Origin of the sequence: Enterovirga sp. CN4-39 (genome assembly GCF_049446235.1) — a bacterium.
Classification (GTDB): Bacteria; Pseudomonadota; Alphaproteobacteria; order Rhizobiales; family Beijerinckiaceae; genus Enterovirga.
In genome coordinates, this window is record NZ_JBMSEF010000001.1 from 257,088 (window position 1) to 272,196 (window position 15,109).

The following is a 15,109-nucleotide window of genomic DNA, read 5'->3' on the forward strand; positions in this document are numbered from 1 at the left end:
GACTTCGGGTAGGAGGCGCGGCAAGGTGGCTTCACAGCCGATGCGGGGTGGTCAAGCCGTCCTGGTGCGGGCGCCCGCGCGGCTGCACCTCGGATTTCTGGACCTCCATGGCGGCCTCGGGCGCCGCTTCGGCAGCATAGGCCTGGCCCTCGACGAGCCTTTCACAGAACTTCGACTGCAGCCTTCGAGAGAGCTGTGCTGCCAGGGCTTGGAGGCCAGCCGCGTGCGCCGGCTCTGCCTCGCCGCGGCCCAGCATCTTGGTGTCGAGCCCCATTGTCGGATCGTGATGACTACCGCGATACCGGCTCATGCAGGTCTCGGCTCCGGCACGCAACTCGCGCTTGCAATCGGGAGCGGGATCGCCCGGCTCAACGGTCGCGCCTTCACGCCAAACGCGGCAGAGGCGCTTGACCGCGGAAATCGCTCCGGGATCGGCATCGCGGCATTCTTCGAAGGCGGATTGATCGTCGATGGCGGCAGACGCAGCGGCCACGGCCTGCCGCCGGTGATCGCGCGCCTCGACTTCCCGGCCGACTGGCGGGTGCTGCTCGTGCTCGATCCAGATATTGCGGGCTTCCATGGCGAGGGCGAGCGCGCAGCCTTCGCGCGGCTCCCCGTCTTCCCGGAACATGACGCCGACCGGATCTCCCGGACGGTCCTCATGCAGGTCTTGCCTGCCTTGGCCGAGCAGGACCTGCCGGGCTTCGGCGCAGGGATCGCGGACATCCAGCGCCGGCTTGGGGACCATTTCGCCCCGGCGCAGGGCGGCCGCTACACGAGTCCGCGCGTCGCGGCCGCGATGGCGGCTGTCGAGGCGCTCGGCATCGGCGGTGCCGGACAGAGCTCCTGGGGCCCGACCGGCTTCGCCTTCGTCGGTTCCGAGGCGGAGGCGGCGGATGTCGTCCGCTGGCTCAGGCGGCCGGGAGGCCCAGCCGACGGGCTCCGCATCCTGGCTGTCCGCGGACGGAACGGGCCGGCCGAGATCCGGCTGGTCGAAGCGGGGGAGGGTGCCGCCCGCGGCGCTCTCCTGAACGCTTGAGCGCGAGGCGCATCCTCCGATGGCGCGCTCCATACTCCACATGCTCAGTCCGACCAAGCATGTAAGCCCGTTCGACGTGAACATGGCGGTCGATGCCGGCTTCGACGTGATCGTGCCTCATTCGGACGTTCTGCCGGGCGAAGTCGGTGCGCTCGTGCAGGACGCGATCTTCTCCCGCTCGCCCCAGGATGGCAGCCGGACCTGCGTATTCATCGGTGGCAAGGACGCGGAAACCGCGCTCGACATGTTTGCCTCCGCCAAGGCGGCCTTCGTGCCGCCATTCCGTCTCAGTCTCTTCGTCGATCCGGGCGGCTCGTTCACGACGGCGGCCGCAATGATCGCGATCGTGTCTCGCAAGCTGCGCGACTTCTCTGGAAGCGGGCTTTCCGGGCGTCGCGTACTGATCTTCGGCGGTACGGGTGTGGTCGCCTACGGGGCGGCGGTGCTCGCCGCCGGCGAGGGCGCGCGGCCGGTTCTCGTCGGCTATGACGGGCGCGATCGCGTGGCCCGCATCGCCGAGGCGATCCGAGCCAGGTTCGGCGCGGAGGTCGAGGCCCTGGACGGCTCGACGCCGGAACTCCGGCGCAGGGTTATCGGAGATGCGGAGGTCGTCCTGTCCGCCGCGAAGGCAGGCGTGCAGGTCCTCACCGGCGAGGACCTCCAACACGCTGCGAAGCTGTCCGTCGCCGCGGACGTAAACGCGGTTCCGCCTCCCGGCATCGCGGGCCTAGAGCTTCAGGCGAACGGCTCCCCGCTCGGCGACAGCGGGCATACATTCGGCGTCGGCGCTCTCGCGATCGGCAACGTCAAGTACCAGACCGAGCTGGGGCTGTTCCGGCGCATCCTGGCTTCGGAGAAGCCGCTCGCCATCGGCCTACAGGAGGCCTTCGCGCTCGCCTCCGAGATCGCGGGACGTGCCTGAGGCGGTCGTCATCCTCGCGCAGTCCGGCCGGGCGCTTGCCCAGGCGGCTCGGCGGGCCGGGCTTCGGCCCTATGTCGCCGACCTGTTCGGGGACGAGGATACTCAAGCCTCCGCCGAAGCCTGGCGCCCGCTGCGAGGCGGGTTCGGCGGAAGCCTCTGCCGCGCGACTGCGCTGCAGGCTGCGGGCGAACTTGCAGGTCTCGCGGGCCAAAACCTTGTCGGCCTGATCCTCGGCAGCGGCTTCGAAAGCGCGCCGACCCTGGTGGCCGAACTGGCACGACGTCGTCCGCTGCTCGGAGCCGATGCCTTCCTCGTCGAATGGCTCAAGGACCCGCTTAGGCTGGAGCGGCTCCTGCTCGAACTCGGCATCCCGCATCCGCCGCTGTCGCTGGAAGCCGTGCCTCGACCGGAGGGCTGGCTGTGCAAGCGCGTCGGCGGGTCCGGCGGTGGCCACATCCGGCCAGCATCGCGTGGCGCTCCGCCGAGGGGGAGCTATCTGCAGAAGAGAGTTATGGGCCGTCCGGTCTCGGTCGGCTTCCTGGCCGACGGGAGCGCCTGCGAGATCCTCGGCTTCACCGAGCAATGGACGGCGCCGTCAAGGAGCGCTCCATTCCGCTACGGCGGCGCGGTCATTCCGGCCCCCCTCGATCCTGCCGTCGCCGTAGGGATGGCCGAGGCTGTTCGCGACATCGTTCGTGCCACGGGCCTGCGAGGGCTCACCAGCGCCGACTGCCTCGTCGAGGAAACCGGCTGGTGGCTGCTGGAGATCAATCCCCGCCCGGGCGCGACGCTCGACCTGCTCGACCGCCGATCGACGCCCCTTCTCCGGCGTCACATCGAGGCTTGCACCGGCCGCTTCGGAGAGCCGGAGAGCGCGCCGGCCAAAGCAGTCGCTCAGGAGATCCTCTACGCCAGGCGCACGATCCGGGCTGTGCCGGACCTGTGCTGGGCGGGATTCGTGGCTGACCGCCCGAGACCGGGGAGCCGGATCGTAGCCGGCGCGCCGATCTGCACGGTCGGCGCGGACGGGATGACGGCAGGAATGGCGCGAGAGAGGCTGCGCGAGAGGTCGGCCGCCGTCCGCGCGATCCTGGAGCAGGAAGGGCAGGAGGATGACTTGGGCAGGACGGCGCCCGAGCGTGAACGCTTTGGCTGCGCCCCTTGTTGACGCGCTCGCGGCGGAAGCCACCGCGCTGCGGATCGAAGTAGGCGAGGCGTCCGGCGCCCGCGTCATTGATGCGGGAGCGAAAGCGCGCGGCTCCATCGAGGCCGGCCGGCGGCTCGCCGAGATATGCATGGGCGGGCTCGGCCGCGTGTCGATCGTCCCGCAGGGTCCCGTGCCGTCCTGGCCGTTTTCGGTCCAGGTTCACACCGCGGATCCCGTTCTGGCGTGCCTTGCGAGCCAGTACGCGGGCTGGAGCCTGAGCGACAGGGAGGAGGGCGGAGGCTTTTTCGCGCTCGGATCGGGCCCGGGCCGCGCGGCCGCGGCCGTCGAGGAACTGTTCGGACAGCTCGACTACCGCGACGCGGCGTCATCGATCGTCTTGGTGCTGGAGAGTGCCGATCCGCCCCCGGCCGCCATCGTCGATAAGGTCGCCCGAGCTGCCGGGATCGCGCCGTCGGCGGTCACCTTCATTTTCGCCCCCACACAAAGCCTCGCCGGCACCACCCAGATCGTCGCGCGAGTGCTCGAGGTCGCGCTGCACAAGGCGCATGAACTCGGCTTCCCGCTCGAGGCCGTGCTGGACGGCATCGGCGTTGCGCCACTGGCACCACCCGCGCCGACAATGCTCGCCGCCATGGGGCGAACCAACGACGCCATCATCTATGGCGGGCGGGTGCAGCTCTTCGTCGAGGCGGACGACCCGGACGCTCGGGATCTCGCCGAGAAACTGCCGAGCAGCGCCTCCCGCGACCACGGTGCGCCATTCGCCAGCATCTTCGAGCACGCCGGCGGCGATTTCTATGCCATCGACGCCCATCTCTTCAGCCCGGCCGAGGTGATCGTGACTTCGTTGAAGAGCGGGAAGAGCCATCGCGCCGGGAGGATCGAGCCGGCGCTGGTGGAGGCTTCCTTCACGTGAGCGCCGGGCTGCGGGTCGCGCTCGCGGCCGAGAACGGCGAGTGGCATCGCGACCGCCTCGCGTCGGCCCTCCTGTCGCGCGGCGTCGAGCCGGTGCCGATCTCCCTCGCGGACGTCAGCGTCGTCACTGGGGATGGCGAGCCGCTTCGCGTGCCCGGCTTCGGGCGTGGCCTGCCACACGGATTGCTCATCCGCACCATCTCGGGCGGGACCTTCGAGGCGACGACCCTTCGGCTCGGGATCCTGCACGCGCTGGTGGCGTCCAGGACGGTCGTCTGGAACAGCCCTGCCGCGATCGAGCGGTCGGTGGACAAATCGATGACGAGCCTGCTCCTTGCGCGCGGCGGCGTGCCAACGCCGGAGACCTTCGTGCTGTCGACCTGGGAGGCGGCCTCCGACCTCGCCGCGAGCGAGGCGCGGCCACAGACGCCGCTCGTGCTCAAGCCGCTCTTCGGGTCACAGGGCGAGGGCCTTCGCCTGATCACGCGGCCGGACGACCTGCCCGACAGGGACGAGGTCGCCGGCGTCTACTACCTGCAGCGCTACGTTTCCCGGAGGGACGGAAGCTGGCGCGACTACCGGGTCTTCGTCTGTGCTGGCCGCGCGATCGCGGGCATGATCCGCGAGGGTGACGGATGGATCACCAACCTCCGCCGCGGCGGCCGCCCAAGGCCCTGGGAGGTCCCGTCCGAGGCGGCGCGGCTGGCGGAGGCTGCCGCCGCGCTGACCAGCGTCGACTACACCGGCGTCGACCTCGTGGAAGACGGGGAGGGAGGCTACCTCGTGCTCGAGGTCAACTCGATGCCGGCCTGGTCGGGCTTGCAGCAGGTCACCCAGGTCGACATCGCGGGCGAGATCGCAGCCGGCTTCGTGCGCGCGGTCAGGGCTGCCCATGGTCCTGCACCCCGGCTCGCGGCGGCCACGTGAGTGGGCTCTCGCCCCGGTGCATCGCCGAGGCCTACGAGGCGGCCTGTCTCGCCGAACTCGCGGCGCTGAAGCCGGGCAACGTCCATGTCTTCGCTGCCGGCCACCGGATGCGCGTGGAGGATTTCCGTCGCAGCGCTACGGTGTCGTCGGGGCCGCTCTCTCGCGCTGGCAGCGGTGTCGGCGAGCGGGTTCTTGGGGCGGTCGAGGCTACGTCCGGTGCCGTCGGCCAGAACACCAATCTCGGCATTCTCCTGCTCTGCGCGCCGCTTGCGGCTGCCGCGGAACGGGGAGGGCACCTCCGGACCGCCCTGGACGAGGTGCTTGCCGCCCTGGACATGGAGGATGCGAGGCGTGTCTACGCGGCGATCCGCCTCGCGAACCCTGCCGGGCTCGGGCGAACCGATCGGCACGACGTAGCGGAGGAGCCGGATATCGATCTTCGCGCCGCCATGGCGGCGGCGGCCGAGCGCGACAGGATCGCCCACGCCTACGTGACCGGCTTCCAGGATCTGTTCGAAACCGGGCTCTCCGCCCTAACGGAGGCGCGCTCCCACGGGCTTGCGGAGCCCTGGCCGGCAACAGCCGTCCATTTCGCGTTCCTGGCAGGTTTTCGGGACAGCCACATCTGCAGGAAGCATGGCGCCGCTTGTGCGGAGGAGGTGCGGGCCGAAGCTGCCGCCCTCGGCCGGATCCTCTTCGTAAACGACGAATACGTTCGGGATCTGCTCGCGTTCGACATCTCGCTGAAATTGCGCGGCCTCAACCCGGGAACTACGGCCGACCTTACCGTGGCGACGCTTTTTCTCGACAATCTGCTCCGCGAGAACGCCTGAATGCGCCTTGTCCGGTCCGATACGCCCGCGCTAGTCTCCTGGTGCCATCTGGCCAACCGGTTCGGCTCGCCCGAACGCTGACAACAAGGATGGGTGTGCCCGGCCGTCTCGGTCGTGAGCGGCCGTCATCAGCAATGGGAGGACACCGCATGGCGACGATCAGCAAAGTGATGGTGGGCGAGTCCCTCGTGGGCGAGGGGAACGAGGTCGCGCATATCGACCTTATCATCGGCCCGCGGGGCAGCCCCGCCGAGACGGCGTTCTGCAACAGCCTCACGAACAACAAGGACGGCTTCACGACCCTCCTCGCAGTGGTCGCGCCGAATCTGCCGTGCAAGCCCAACACCGTCATGTTCAACAAGGTCACGATCAAGGATGCGCGCCAGGCCGTGCAGATGTTCGGGCCGGCGCAGCATGCTGTTGCAATGGCGGTCAGCGAATGCGTCGCCGAAGGCCTAATTCCGGCCGCCGAGGCCGACGATCTCTTCGTCTGCGTCGGCGTGTTCATCCACTGGGAGGCGGCGGACGACGCCAAAATCCAGCAGTACAACTTCCAGGCCACGAAGGAGGCCTTGCAGAGGGCCATCCGGGGTGAGCCACGGGCGAGCGACGTGGTGGCGCGCTACAAGACGGCGACGCACCCCTTCGCGGCGAACAAGGCCGCCTAGAGCGGAGACCGTCCTGGGCAGAGCGATCCTCCGCCGATGCCGAGAGGACTGCTGCAGCGACTGGCCGCCGTGTTTATGGGGCGCGCTTGAGGAGGGCGGAGCGCCTTTCCGCCTCAGACCGCCGCTCTGTCTCCGGCATGCCCCTGCCGGAGGCGACCGTCATGGATTGCGGAGGCGACGAGGATCCCCGCCGCGCCCGCGGCCGCAAGGAGTGCGAGGTCCTCCGGACCGCGCAAGCCGCCGGCCGCGTAGATGCGCGTCGTCGGCGAACGTGCCTTGACCTCTCTGACCCTCTTGAGGTCGGGGCCGAGTTCGGCCCCGACCCGCGTCAACGTCATCGCGATCACGTCGTCCGGCCAGAGTGCGGGTTCGGCGTGCAGTTCCGGGGGACCGAGGAGCGCGTCGCCCCGGCTGTCCAGGGACAGGATGGCATCCGCCCGGTAGCGCACCGGCAGGCTTGTCTCCCGCAGGCTCTCCGTGCCGAGGACGGGACGCCCGATCCCGCGATCGAGGAAACGCGCTACGGCGTCCTCGTCCGCAAACCCGGCATCCACCCAGATCTCGTGCCCCGGAAAGGCCCGTCGCAGCCGGGTCAGCACCGTGTTTTGCGGGAGCTGCGTCTCGATGGCGTCGAGGTCCGCGACATACAGCCGGCGCGACGGCACCGCCCCGAGGAGGCCCTCCGCCACCGCGACCGGATCGGGCGAGGGGGCGAGCGGCGTCTCGATCGGTTGGTAGGCCGCGCGCTCTCCTGCCCTGGCGCGGACGACGAGGCCCCCGCGGATATCGATCACCGGTATGATCGCGAGGTCGCCTAATGACATCTCCGATCCCGTCTTCGCGCCACCCTGTCATCGGCTGGGACCTCGGCGGTGTCCACCTCAAGGCAGCGCTCGCCGAGGCCGGCGCGATCCGTGCGGCCGTGCAGGTGCCGTGTCCACTCTGGCGGGGACTCCCTGCCCTGGACGAGGCTCTTGCGAGCCTGCCCGATTGGGCGCGCACTCCGGCCGACCATGCCGTGACAATGACAGGGGAGTTGACCGACTGCTTCACGAGCCGCAGCGAGGGCGTGCGCGAGCTCGCGGGCTGGGCCGCCGGCAGCCTCCAGGGCGCTGTCCAAATCTATGCGGGACGGAGCGGCTTTTTCGAGCCGGACCGGGCGCATGGCGCGGCCGCGGACGTCGCCTCGGCGAACTGGCACGCTACCGCCAGCCTGGTTGCCCGGCACCTGCCGGACGCGCTGCTGGTCGATATCGGCTCGACCACGGCCGACCTGATCCCGATCGCGGACGGGGTTGCCGCCGCGCTCGGCTATACCGATGCGGAAAGGCTCGAGACCGGCGAGCTGGTCTATACGGGCGTGGTCCGCACGCCGCTGATGGCTCTCGCCCGCCGGGCACCCTTCCGGGGGCGTTGGACGGCGCTCGTCGCCGAGCATTTCGCGACGGCGGCCGACGCCTACCGGCTTCTCAACCTGCTTGATCCGCGATCGGATCAGCAGGAGGCCGCCGACGGGAAAGGCAAGTCGCGAGCGGAGACGGAAACCCGTATCGCCCGGATGGTGGGCCGGGACCGTGAGGACGGTGGTTCGGGGGACTGGGCGCGGCTCGCCGCCTTCTTCGCGGAGCGACAACTCGTCCTCCTGCAGGAGGCGGTCGCGCAGGTCGCGTCCCAGGGCAGCCTCGTGGATGACGCTCCGATCGTCGGCTGCGGGGCCGGGCGCTTCCTCGCCGCCCGGCTCGCAGGGCACCTCGGACGTCCCTTTCGCGACCTCGCCGAATTCGTGCCGAGTGCCGGGACGTCGGCGGACTGGCTCTCGTCCTGTGCCCCGGCGGTCGCGGTCGCGCTTCTGGCGGGCGAGCAGGTCAGGAGCCCGACCGCTCGATCTTCGCCTTGAGTGCGTCGAGGCCCATTCGATAGAGGCCCGTGACGGCCTTGATCGCCGCGTCGTCGTTGAGTTCCGGCGGCGGATCGTTGTTGGGGTAGCCGCGGTAGAAGGCGCCGCGCCACACCACAACCGACTTGCCGCCGGTACCCGGCTCGACGGCGATGGTCGATGCGTAGTTTGTGACCGGCAGTACTTTCACATCCACGGCGGTGATCCGGTACGAGTAGCTCATCGTCTCGGGCTCGTACTTGTGGAGCACCTCGTCGACCGTCGCACCGCCTGTGAGCGTGAGCCTGCGCGTCGCATCGACAGCGTTGCCGCCCGGGCCTTCCGTCTTCTCGACCGGCGGCAGCCAGCTCATGTCATGGAAATTCGACAGGACGCCCCAGACCTTCTCGGGCGGGGCGTTGATGTCGACACGCTCCTCCACCTTCTTCCGTGGCGGCCCGTGCGCCTCGGCCCCGGCGGCAAGAACCATGGCGGAGAGGGCCGCGAGCCCCCCGAGCAGCAGATCCCTCATCGTCTCGTCTCCTCCGATGGTCCGTCCGGGTTCAGGCGGCCGGCCCGAGTGTCCGGTCGACCTTCTCCCTGATCCAGTCCCACGCCTCCTGTTCGGCGGGACCGGCCGTCTTTCCGACGGCAATTGCGAGGTACTTCATCTCCGAGCGCACCTTCTCCGGCGACAGCATGCCGAGGCGCGTCGACAGGATCGCCGCCTCGATCACGGCGGCCTGGGCGCGGTTGAAGCCCACGAACGGCTGGTGGCTCGCGGAATGGACGAGCCGGCAGCGGAAACGCGGCCGGGCCTCGTCTCCCTGCACCTCCGCCACCTCGAACTCCCCATGGGCATAGCAGGACGCGAGGCGCACCCCGGCGATGCGGTCGCAGGGGACCGTCGGCCAGTCCCGCCGACCGGTGACGCAGCCGGCGAGCACCCGGATGTCCGACGGCGAGGACGCGGCCAGGAAGGGATGACGCTCGAGGTTATCGATCGTCGGCGAGGGCCGGAACGGCGCGACGACGTAGAGCTCACCCTCCTGGATCAAACCGAACGGCACCAGGTGCCACCCCGTCCCGTCGGCGTTCCGGGTCGTGACGATCGTCTCGAGAATGAGCGGCACGGCTCAGCTCCGTCCGCCGCGGCTGCGCATCGTGTGCCCGGCCTCCTTGAACGCCGTCGTGTCTTCCGGGACGGGATCGGCCGCGCAGCCCCACTCGAGCGCCTCGTCCTGGACGTAGCGCTTGCCCAGGCGCCAGGCGATTTCCGCCTTGGCGAGCTCCTGGCCGAGATAGAAGGCGTGCCCGCCGTCCCCATCGACGCCGAGCTGCGGGAAGAAGGACAGGGCCTCCGTGCCGCGCGTGTGAAGGGCCCGGTTGTAGATGTGGATCCCGTCCTCGCCCACCATGATGCGGAAGGCGGCGTCGCGGACCTCCGCCGCCTCGGCTGCGATCTCCGCCGGGCTCTGTACGAAAGGCTGCTTGTCGTGCAGCGCCAGCAGGGCCCGGCCATACCCCTTCGGCACGGAGCCGTCGGCGCGCGCCGCGAACATGACTCGGCGCGCTGCATCGTGCTCCTCGATCGTGCGGCGCGTATGACTGCTCACCTGGACGACGAGCACGTTGCGGATGGCGAGTTCGGAGCAGATGCCAAGGAGAACGGCGGTTGCTCCGAGGCTGTCGGCCTCGGTGAGTTCGGTGATGTTGCCGGTTCCCATGAGGATCTCGGCCTCGGGCAGCAGCCTCCGGATCTCGGCATAACGCAGGAGCGATTGCGTGAAGCCGAAATGGATCGGTTCCAGGATGGGATCGACGAGGAACGCCTTACCGGCTGCCGTCAGCCGCTCGGCTGCGCGCACCAGGGAGGCGAGATCGTCGGGTCGGACGGGAACCAGAACAGGGATCGCGTTCGTCCGGAAGGCGAGGTCGAGCGTCATCTCGTCCAAGCTCAGCAGGAAATCGGCTCCGGCTGCCGCGCCGCGCGCGAGTTCGTCGTCTGAGAAGGAGTCGACGCTGACGCGCAGCCCGGCCCGCTTCAGCAGCGCGACGCTCTCCTCGAGATGCGGGAAGGGCGTATCCGGCAGTCCGCCGAGATCGATCACGTCCGCCCCGCGGGCGCGCAGCGAGGATGCCAGATCCAGGATCGCGGCGGGCGCCAGGCGAGGGGCATCCACGATTTCGGCGAAGATCCGCACGTCGTGGCGGGAAAGGTCGATCTTGCGGCCGGCCAGGCCGAGATGGGTCGGCAGATCGACGATCTCGTCTGGCCCGCGCTCGACCCGAACACCGAAATGATCGCTCAGCGCCGCAAGGTCCGCACGGCACCGGCCCGGCAGGAGAACGCGGTGGGTGCCCTCCGGTATTACGACCCGGCGCCGGATGATCTCTTCCGTCATCAGGGCGGCGACCTTAACGCCGGCATCCACGACCGAGCACATGAAGCGCTCTGGCGGGAGACTCGCGGCCAGCTTCTCGAGCCGGGCCCTCGCCAAATGACCGGTGACGAGAGCAATACGCTCGGGCCCCGTGCCCGGCGGTCTGGCCTGCTCCGGCGGCGTCGTCACGTGCGCGTCCCCGGCCGGGCGAGGGCGCCGCCTAGATCGCCTGTTTCCGTGCCGTGGATCACGATCTCGCCCCCGAACCTTGCGGCGAATTGCGGGAATGCCGCGTCGACGAGCCCAGCGCGAGACCAGGCCGCGGGCGTGCCTTCCGGCACGGCGATCGAGGATTTCACGAGCACGCAGCGCTCCGCTCCGAGCTGGGTCGCCAGCCAGACGGCGAGGCTGTCCGACGTGACATCCCAGCTCTCCGGGATCTCCGGATGCCCTTCCCGCAAAGCCGCCGGATGCCAGAGCGGGATGGCCGAGCTGCGCCAGGCGCGTCTTATCCCCGCGACGTCATCCGTTTGGCGCAGGCGAGGCTCGAGGGCTTTGAAGGCCTGAGCCATCGAGCCCATCGCGTCGAGCGCAAGCCGATGGGCGACGCTGTCATTGAACCCTAGCCGGCGCTGGGCGTCCCGGACCGCATCAGCGAAAACACCACCGCCGGGCACCACCACGATCTCCCCCGGCGCCCTGTCTGCCAGTTCGTGGAGCAGTGTCCGAAGCCGGCTTCGCTCCTTGGCGACGCTCCCGCCGATCTTCACGACGACCGCGCCCGCCATGTCAGGCCGCCTCCCGCCGTCCCGTCTCCGTGAGCCGCGCCGCGGCCTCACGAATGCGGCCCCCGTCGAGCGCCAGCCCACGGTTGCTGCTCGCGCAGAGGCCGCCGCGGAATCCGAGATAGCTCGGCCCGTGGCGAGCAAGAGCCGCGATGTCCGCGATCCGAAGCGAGCCCGCCAGCCCCGAGATCAGCCCGGCCTCCCGGCAGCCGGCCACGAAGCCCGCGAGCCGCTCGGGCGGCAGGAGGTCCGGCAGGCTCGTCCCGTCCTTAATCCGGGTGTCGATCATCGCTCCTGCGAAACCGGCACGGGCGACCGAGGGCAGGATGGACGGCTCCGGCCCGTCCTCCGCAAAGAAGACCGCGATGACTGGCACCCCGGCATGGGCCAGCGCTGGCCGCAGCATGTCCGGCTCGCTCCAGATCCCTGCCGGGAGCGCCACCTTCAGAAGGTCGGCGCCCGCGGGCGCGAGCGCGCCAAGGCTGGAGGCCAGTTCCGCAACCCCCCGCGGCTCTCCCGCGACTGCGCTGACGAGCGGGGAATTGGGGTTCGTCCGTACGTCCGCCGCTATGGCTGAGACAATGCCGGGCGGCAGCGCGCCTAGCGCGCCGCGATCGGGGTCTTTCGCGTCGACCAGATCGGCCCCGCAATCAGCCGCGAGCACTGCCTCTGCCGGGTCGCGCACGCTGACGAGCAGGCGGGTGCTTTGGACTGGCGTCTCCGCTGGACTCATGAGCGTTCCGGGAGGGGCTCGGCGAGCAGCCGGTTCTTCACCATCCAGCGGATGCCGCGAAGCCAAGTCTCGTCCGTGTTGCCCCGTATGTCGACCTGCGCGCCGCGCACGATCTTTCCGTCGGCGATATCCGTAACGGTGAGGACGAAGCTCAGGATGAGGTTCGAGGTCTTCTGCACGTAGCCGGAGACGACGAGTTCCGCGCCGAGGGACTTGCCGATCTCCTCGATGCAGCCGTTGCACTTGAAGACGGGGCTCTTGTCCTGGATTGCGGTGGCCTGCGGCGCGATGTCGACGGGCGTGATCTGTCCGGACTCGGCCAGCAGGCGCCGCAGTTCGGTGCTGGCGAGCCCGAGCCGACGAGCCTGCTCCGCTTCCAGCCCGCGGTCGCCCGAAGGCTGGCTCATGTCCAGCAGTTCGATCTCTAGGATCGCCGTTCGAGCCGGGCGCGCCATCGCTGCCGATGCTAGGAGCAGCGATACCAAAACCAGGACAGGCCACACATTGGCCTCCCGCAACATAATACTAATAAATCGATCACACGCCATTTCGCTCTGCACAAGCGCGCGAGTTCTTAGTTTTCTCTCATCGATAATCTGTTGTGCAAGATCACTTTGCCTGGGTAACCTGCGACACCATGACGACAGCGAGGCCATTTTCAGGTTTGCTTATGTCGCGGAGCAGGCGGATCGCGATCTGCGCTGCTCTCGTCTGCCTTGCCGGGCGTGCCGTCGCGGCGGACCCGGTAGAATTTCGCATCGGCATTATCAGCCGGGAGATCCCGCCGCCGGCGGCCTCGGACATCGAGGCTCGGCCGGAGGATGACGGCATCGCGGGCGGGCGGCTCGCGATCCGCGACAACAACTCGACGGGGGCCTTCACTCGACAAAGCTACAAGGCCGAGGAGGTGATCCTGGAGGAGGGGCAGAGCGCGGGCGAGGCCGCGAAGGCCCTCGTTTCGGGCGGGACCCCCTTCATCGTCGCGGCGCTGCCGGCGGACGATCTTCTGGCCGTGGCGGATGCCCTGAAGGACACGCCGGCGGTCGTGTTCAATGCCGCGGCAGGCGAGGACCGGCTGCGCGGGCCGGATTGCCGCGCGAACATCTTCCACGTCGCGCCGAGCACCGCGATGCTGACCGACGGGCTCGCGCAGTTCCTGTCCCACATGCGCTGGCGCAAGCTCTTCCTGATGGTTGGACCGAACGAGGCCGACCGGCTCTACGCCGAGGCGGTCAAGCGCTCGGCGCGCAAGTTCGGGCTGCAGGTCACGGCCGAGAGGCCCTGGGATCTCGGGCCGCTCGCGCGGGCGAAGGCCGACAGCCCGACTACGGCCGAGGCACTCGTCTTCACCCGGGGGGGCGATTACGACATCGCGGTCGTCGCCGACGAGGCCGGCGATTTCGGCGACTACGTTCCCTTTCGCACCGTCGACCCGCGGCCGGTCGGCGGCACGCAGGGGCTGATCGCCACGACGTGGCATCCGACTCTCGAGGCCTGGGGTGCGACCCAGGCCCAGAACCGTTTCCGCCGCCTTGCCGGCCGTCTCATGCGGCCGCTCGACTACCAGGTCTGGGCGGCGGTGCGCTCGGTCGGAGAGGCGGGCACGCAGACGAAGAGCGCCGATCCGCGCCTCGTCGCGGCATTCCTGAGAAGCCCGGATTTCAGCCTGCCGGGCCACAAGGGCGTGGGCCTTTCCTTCCGCACCTGGGACCAGCAACTCCGCCAGCCCATCCTGATCGTGCAGCCCAAGGCCCTGGTGACGGTCGCGCCGGAGAAGGGCTTCCTCCACCAGCGGACACCGCTCGACTCCCTTGGCCTGGATCAACCGGAGAGCCCATGCAGACTCGGCTGACCCCTCCCGCGCGGCCGCTGGTCAGCCGCCCCGGCACCTTCCCGGCTTTCATCGCTCTGGCGGTCGGTCTGGGATTTGCGGCCGAAGCCGCCGCCTTCACGATCTATGTGAGCAACGAGAAGGACAACACGGTCACGGTGCTCGATTCCGGGACGCTGGAGATGAAGGCGACCTGGAAGGTTGGCCGCCGGCCACGCGGCGTCACGCTGAGCAACGACGGCTCCCTGCTCTTCGTCTGCGCGAGCGACGACAACCGCGTCGACGTCGTCGACACCGCGACCGGCAAGGTCCTGCGCAGCCTACGGTCAGGGCCGGATCCGGAGCAGTTCATCCTGCATCCGTCCGGCAACCCGCTCTACATCGCCAACGAGGACGACAGCCAGGTCACGGTGCTCGACGTCGAGAAGAACCGCGTCATCGCCGAGGTGCCCGTCGGGGTGGAGCCGGAGGGGATGGGGATCAGCCCGGACGGCAAGATCCTGGTGAACACCTCCGAAACCACCAACATGGCGCATTTCATCGACACCGACAGCCTCAAGGTGGTCGAAAACGTCTTGGTCGACGCCCGGCCGCGCGTCGCCGAGTTCACGGCCGACGGAAAGAAGCTCTGGGTCTCGGCCGAGATCGGCGGCACGGTTGCGATCATCGACGTCGCGACCCGGCAGGTCGAGAAGAAGGTCGGCTTCAAGATCCCTGGCATCCCGGACGATGCCATCCAGCCGGTCGGCATCCGTATCACGCGGGACGGCTCACGGGCCTTTGTGGCGCTCGGGCCCGCCAACCGCGTCGCCGTACTGGATGGGAAGACGCACGAGGTCCTGAGCTACCTCCCTGTCGGCCAGCGCGTCTGGCAGCTCGCCTTCTCGCCGGACGAGAAGCTCCTGTTCACTACCAACGGCACCTCGAACGACATCTCCGTAATCGATGTCCCGAGCGCCAAGGTCGTCAGGAGCGTCAAAGTCGGGCGGCTGCCATGGGGCGTCGTCGTGTCACCGAAATGAGGAGGG

At 69.3% G+C, this 15,109-nt stretch carries 17 protein-coding genes; 10 read left to right on the forward strand and 7 right to left on the reverse strand.

The window, feature by feature from the left end; all coding sequences use genetic code 11:
• The first annotated feature begins 40 nt into the window (after positions 1-40).
• The 7 genes from ACO2SS_RS01320 (at position 41) to fae (ending at position 6,472) form a co-directional block, all read left to right on the forward strand.
• Positions 41-1,039 (forward strand): beta-ribofuranosylaminobenzene 5'-phosphate synthase family protein, encoded by a 999-nt coding sequence (locus ACO2SS_RS01320; RefSeq protein ID WP_423276213.1) that lies wholly within the window; start codon positions 41-43, stop codon positions 1,037-1,039.
• A 19-nt stretch (positions 1,040-1,058) separates the two neighbouring features.
• Positions 1,059-1,961, forward strand: a complete 903-nt coding sequence (locus ACO2SS_RS01325; protein WP_423275750.1) for an NAD(P)-dependent methylenetetrahydromethanopterin dehydrogenase — start codon at positions 1,059-1,061, stop codon at positions 1,959-1,961.
• A complete protein-coding gene (locus ACO2SS_RS01330; protein WP_423275751.1) occupies positions 1,954-3,129 on the forward strand; it encodes an ATP-grasp domain-containing protein in 1,176 nt (391 codons plus the stop codon). The genes ACO2SS_RS01325 and ACO2SS_RS01330 overlap by 8 nt, the downstream gene beginning before the upstream one ends.
• Positions 3,074-4,045, forward strand: coding sequence for a methenyltetrahydromethanopterin cyclohydrolase (gene mch, locus ACO2SS_RS01335; protein ID WP_423275752.1), 972 nt, complete (start codon positions 3,074-3,076; stop codon positions 4,043-4,045). The genes ACO2SS_RS01330 and mch overlap by 56 nt, the downstream gene beginning before the upstream one ends.
• An 8-nt stretch (positions 4,046-4,053) precedes the next feature.
• On the forward strand, positions 4,054-4,971 hold the full coding sequence (locus ACO2SS_RS01340) for an ATP-grasp domain-containing protein (protein WP_423276214.1): 918 nt from the start codon (positions 4,054-4,056) through the stop codon (positions 4,969-4,971).
• On the forward strand, positions 4,968-5,804 hold the full coding sequence (locus ACO2SS_RS01345) for a triphosphoribosyl-dephospho-CoA synthase (RefSeq protein WP_423275753.1): 837 nt from the start codon (positions 4,968-4,970) through the stop codon (positions 5,802-5,804). The genes ACO2SS_RS01340 and ACO2SS_RS01345 overlap by 4 nt, the downstream gene beginning before the upstream one ends.
• Before the next feature lie 149 nt (positions 5,805-5,953).
• Positions 5,954-6,472 (forward strand): formaldehyde-activating enzyme, encoded by a 519-nt coding sequence (gene fae / locus ACO2SS_RS01350; RefSeq protein ID WP_423275754.1) that lies wholly within the window; start codon positions 5,954-5,956, stop codon positions 6,470-6,472.
• A gap of 113 nt (positions 6,473-6,585) precedes the next feature.
• Here fae and ACO2SS_RS01355 read toward each other — a convergent pair whose 3' ends face one another.
• On the reverse strand, positions 6,586-7,296 hold the full coding sequence (locus ACO2SS_RS01355) for a HisA/HisF-related TIM barrel protein (RefSeq protein ID WP_423275755.1): 711 nt from the start codon (positions 7,294-7,296) through the stop codon (positions 6,586-6,588).
• Between ACO2SS_RS01355 and ACO2SS_RS01360 the strand changes: the two genes are divergently transcribed.
• Positions 7,290-8,369 (forward strand): hydantoinase/oxoprolinase family protein, encoded by a 1,080-nt coding sequence (locus ACO2SS_RS01360; protein WP_423275756.1) that lies wholly within the window; start codon positions 7,290-7,292, stop codon positions 8,367-8,369. The two genes, ACO2SS_RS01355 and ACO2SS_RS01360, sit on opposite strands and share 7 nt — an antisense overlap.
• Here the strand turns inward: ACO2SS_RS01360 and ACO2SS_RS01365 are convergent.
• Genes ACO2SS_RS01365 through ACO2SS_RS01390 form a run of 6 tightly spaced genes read right to left on the reverse strand, consistent with a single transcriptional unit; the run spans position 8,338 to position 12,906 of the window.
• The gene (locus ACO2SS_RS01365; RefSeq protein ID WP_423275757.1) at positions 8,338-8,880 is read right to left on the reverse strand and encodes an SRPBCC family protein; all 543 of its coding nucleotides are present in this window, start codon (positions 8,878-8,880) and stop codon (positions 8,338-8,340) included. The genes ACO2SS_RS01360 and ACO2SS_RS01365 overlap by 32 nt on opposite strands.
• Positions 8,881-8,911: 31 nt before the next feature.
• Positions 8,912-9,481 (reverse strand): DUF447 domain-containing protein, encoded by a 570-nt coding sequence (locus tag ACO2SS_RS01370; protein ID WP_423275758.1) that lies wholly within the window; start codon positions 9,479-9,481, stop codon positions 8,912-8,914.
• A gap of 3 nt (positions 9,482-9,484) precedes the next feature.
• Positions 9,485-10,870, reverse strand: coding sequence for a DUF6513 domain-containing protein (locus ACO2SS_RS01375; protein WP_423276215.1), 1,386 nt, complete (start codon positions 10,868-10,870; stop codon positions 9,485-9,487).
• Between the two features lie 47 nt (positions 10,871-10,917).
• Positions 10,918-11,520, reverse strand: a complete 603-nt coding sequence (locus ACO2SS_RS01380; protein WP_423275759.1) for a uridylate kinase — start codon at positions 11,518-11,520, stop codon at positions 10,918-10,920.
• A 1-nt stretch (position 11,521) separates the two neighbouring features.
• Positions 11,522-12,250: a (5-formylfuran-3-yl)methyl phosphate synthase gene (locus ACO2SS_RS01385; protein ID WP_423275760.1), complete on the reverse strand. Its 729-nt coding sequence runs from the start codon at positions 12,248-12,250 to the stop codon at positions 11,522-11,524.
• The gene (locus ACO2SS_RS01390) at positions 12,247-12,906 is read right to left on the reverse strand and encodes a DUF3280 domain-containing protein (protein ID WP_423275761.1); all 660 of its coding nucleotides are present in this window, start codon (positions 12,904-12,906) and stop codon (positions 12,247-12,249) included. The genes ACO2SS_RS01385 and ACO2SS_RS01390 overlap by 4 nt, the downstream gene beginning before the upstream one ends.
• 14 nt (positions 12,907-12,920) lie before the next feature.
• On the opposite strand from ACO2SS_RS01390, the gene ACO2SS_RS01395 reads away from it, so the two are divergent.
• Both ACO2SS_RS01395 and ACO2SS_RS01400 read left to right on the forward strand, forming a co-directional pair.
• Positions 12,921-14,102 carry an ABC transporter substrate-binding protein gene (locus ACO2SS_RS01395; RefSeq protein ID WP_423275762.1) on the forward strand — a complete coding sequence of 394 codons (1,182 nt, stop codon included), beginning with the start codon at positions 12,921-12,923 and terminating at the stop codon, positions 14,100-14,102.
• The gene (locus ACO2SS_RS01400; RefSeq protein WP_423275763.1) at positions 14,087-15,103 is read left to right on the forward strand and encodes a YVTN family beta-propeller repeat protein; all 1,017 of its coding nucleotides are present in this window, start codon (positions 14,087-14,089) and stop codon (positions 15,101-15,103) included. Before ACO2SS_RS01395 ends, ACO2SS_RS01400 begins: the two co-directional genes overlap by 16 nt.
• Positions 15,104-15,109: the final 6 nt, after the last annotated feature.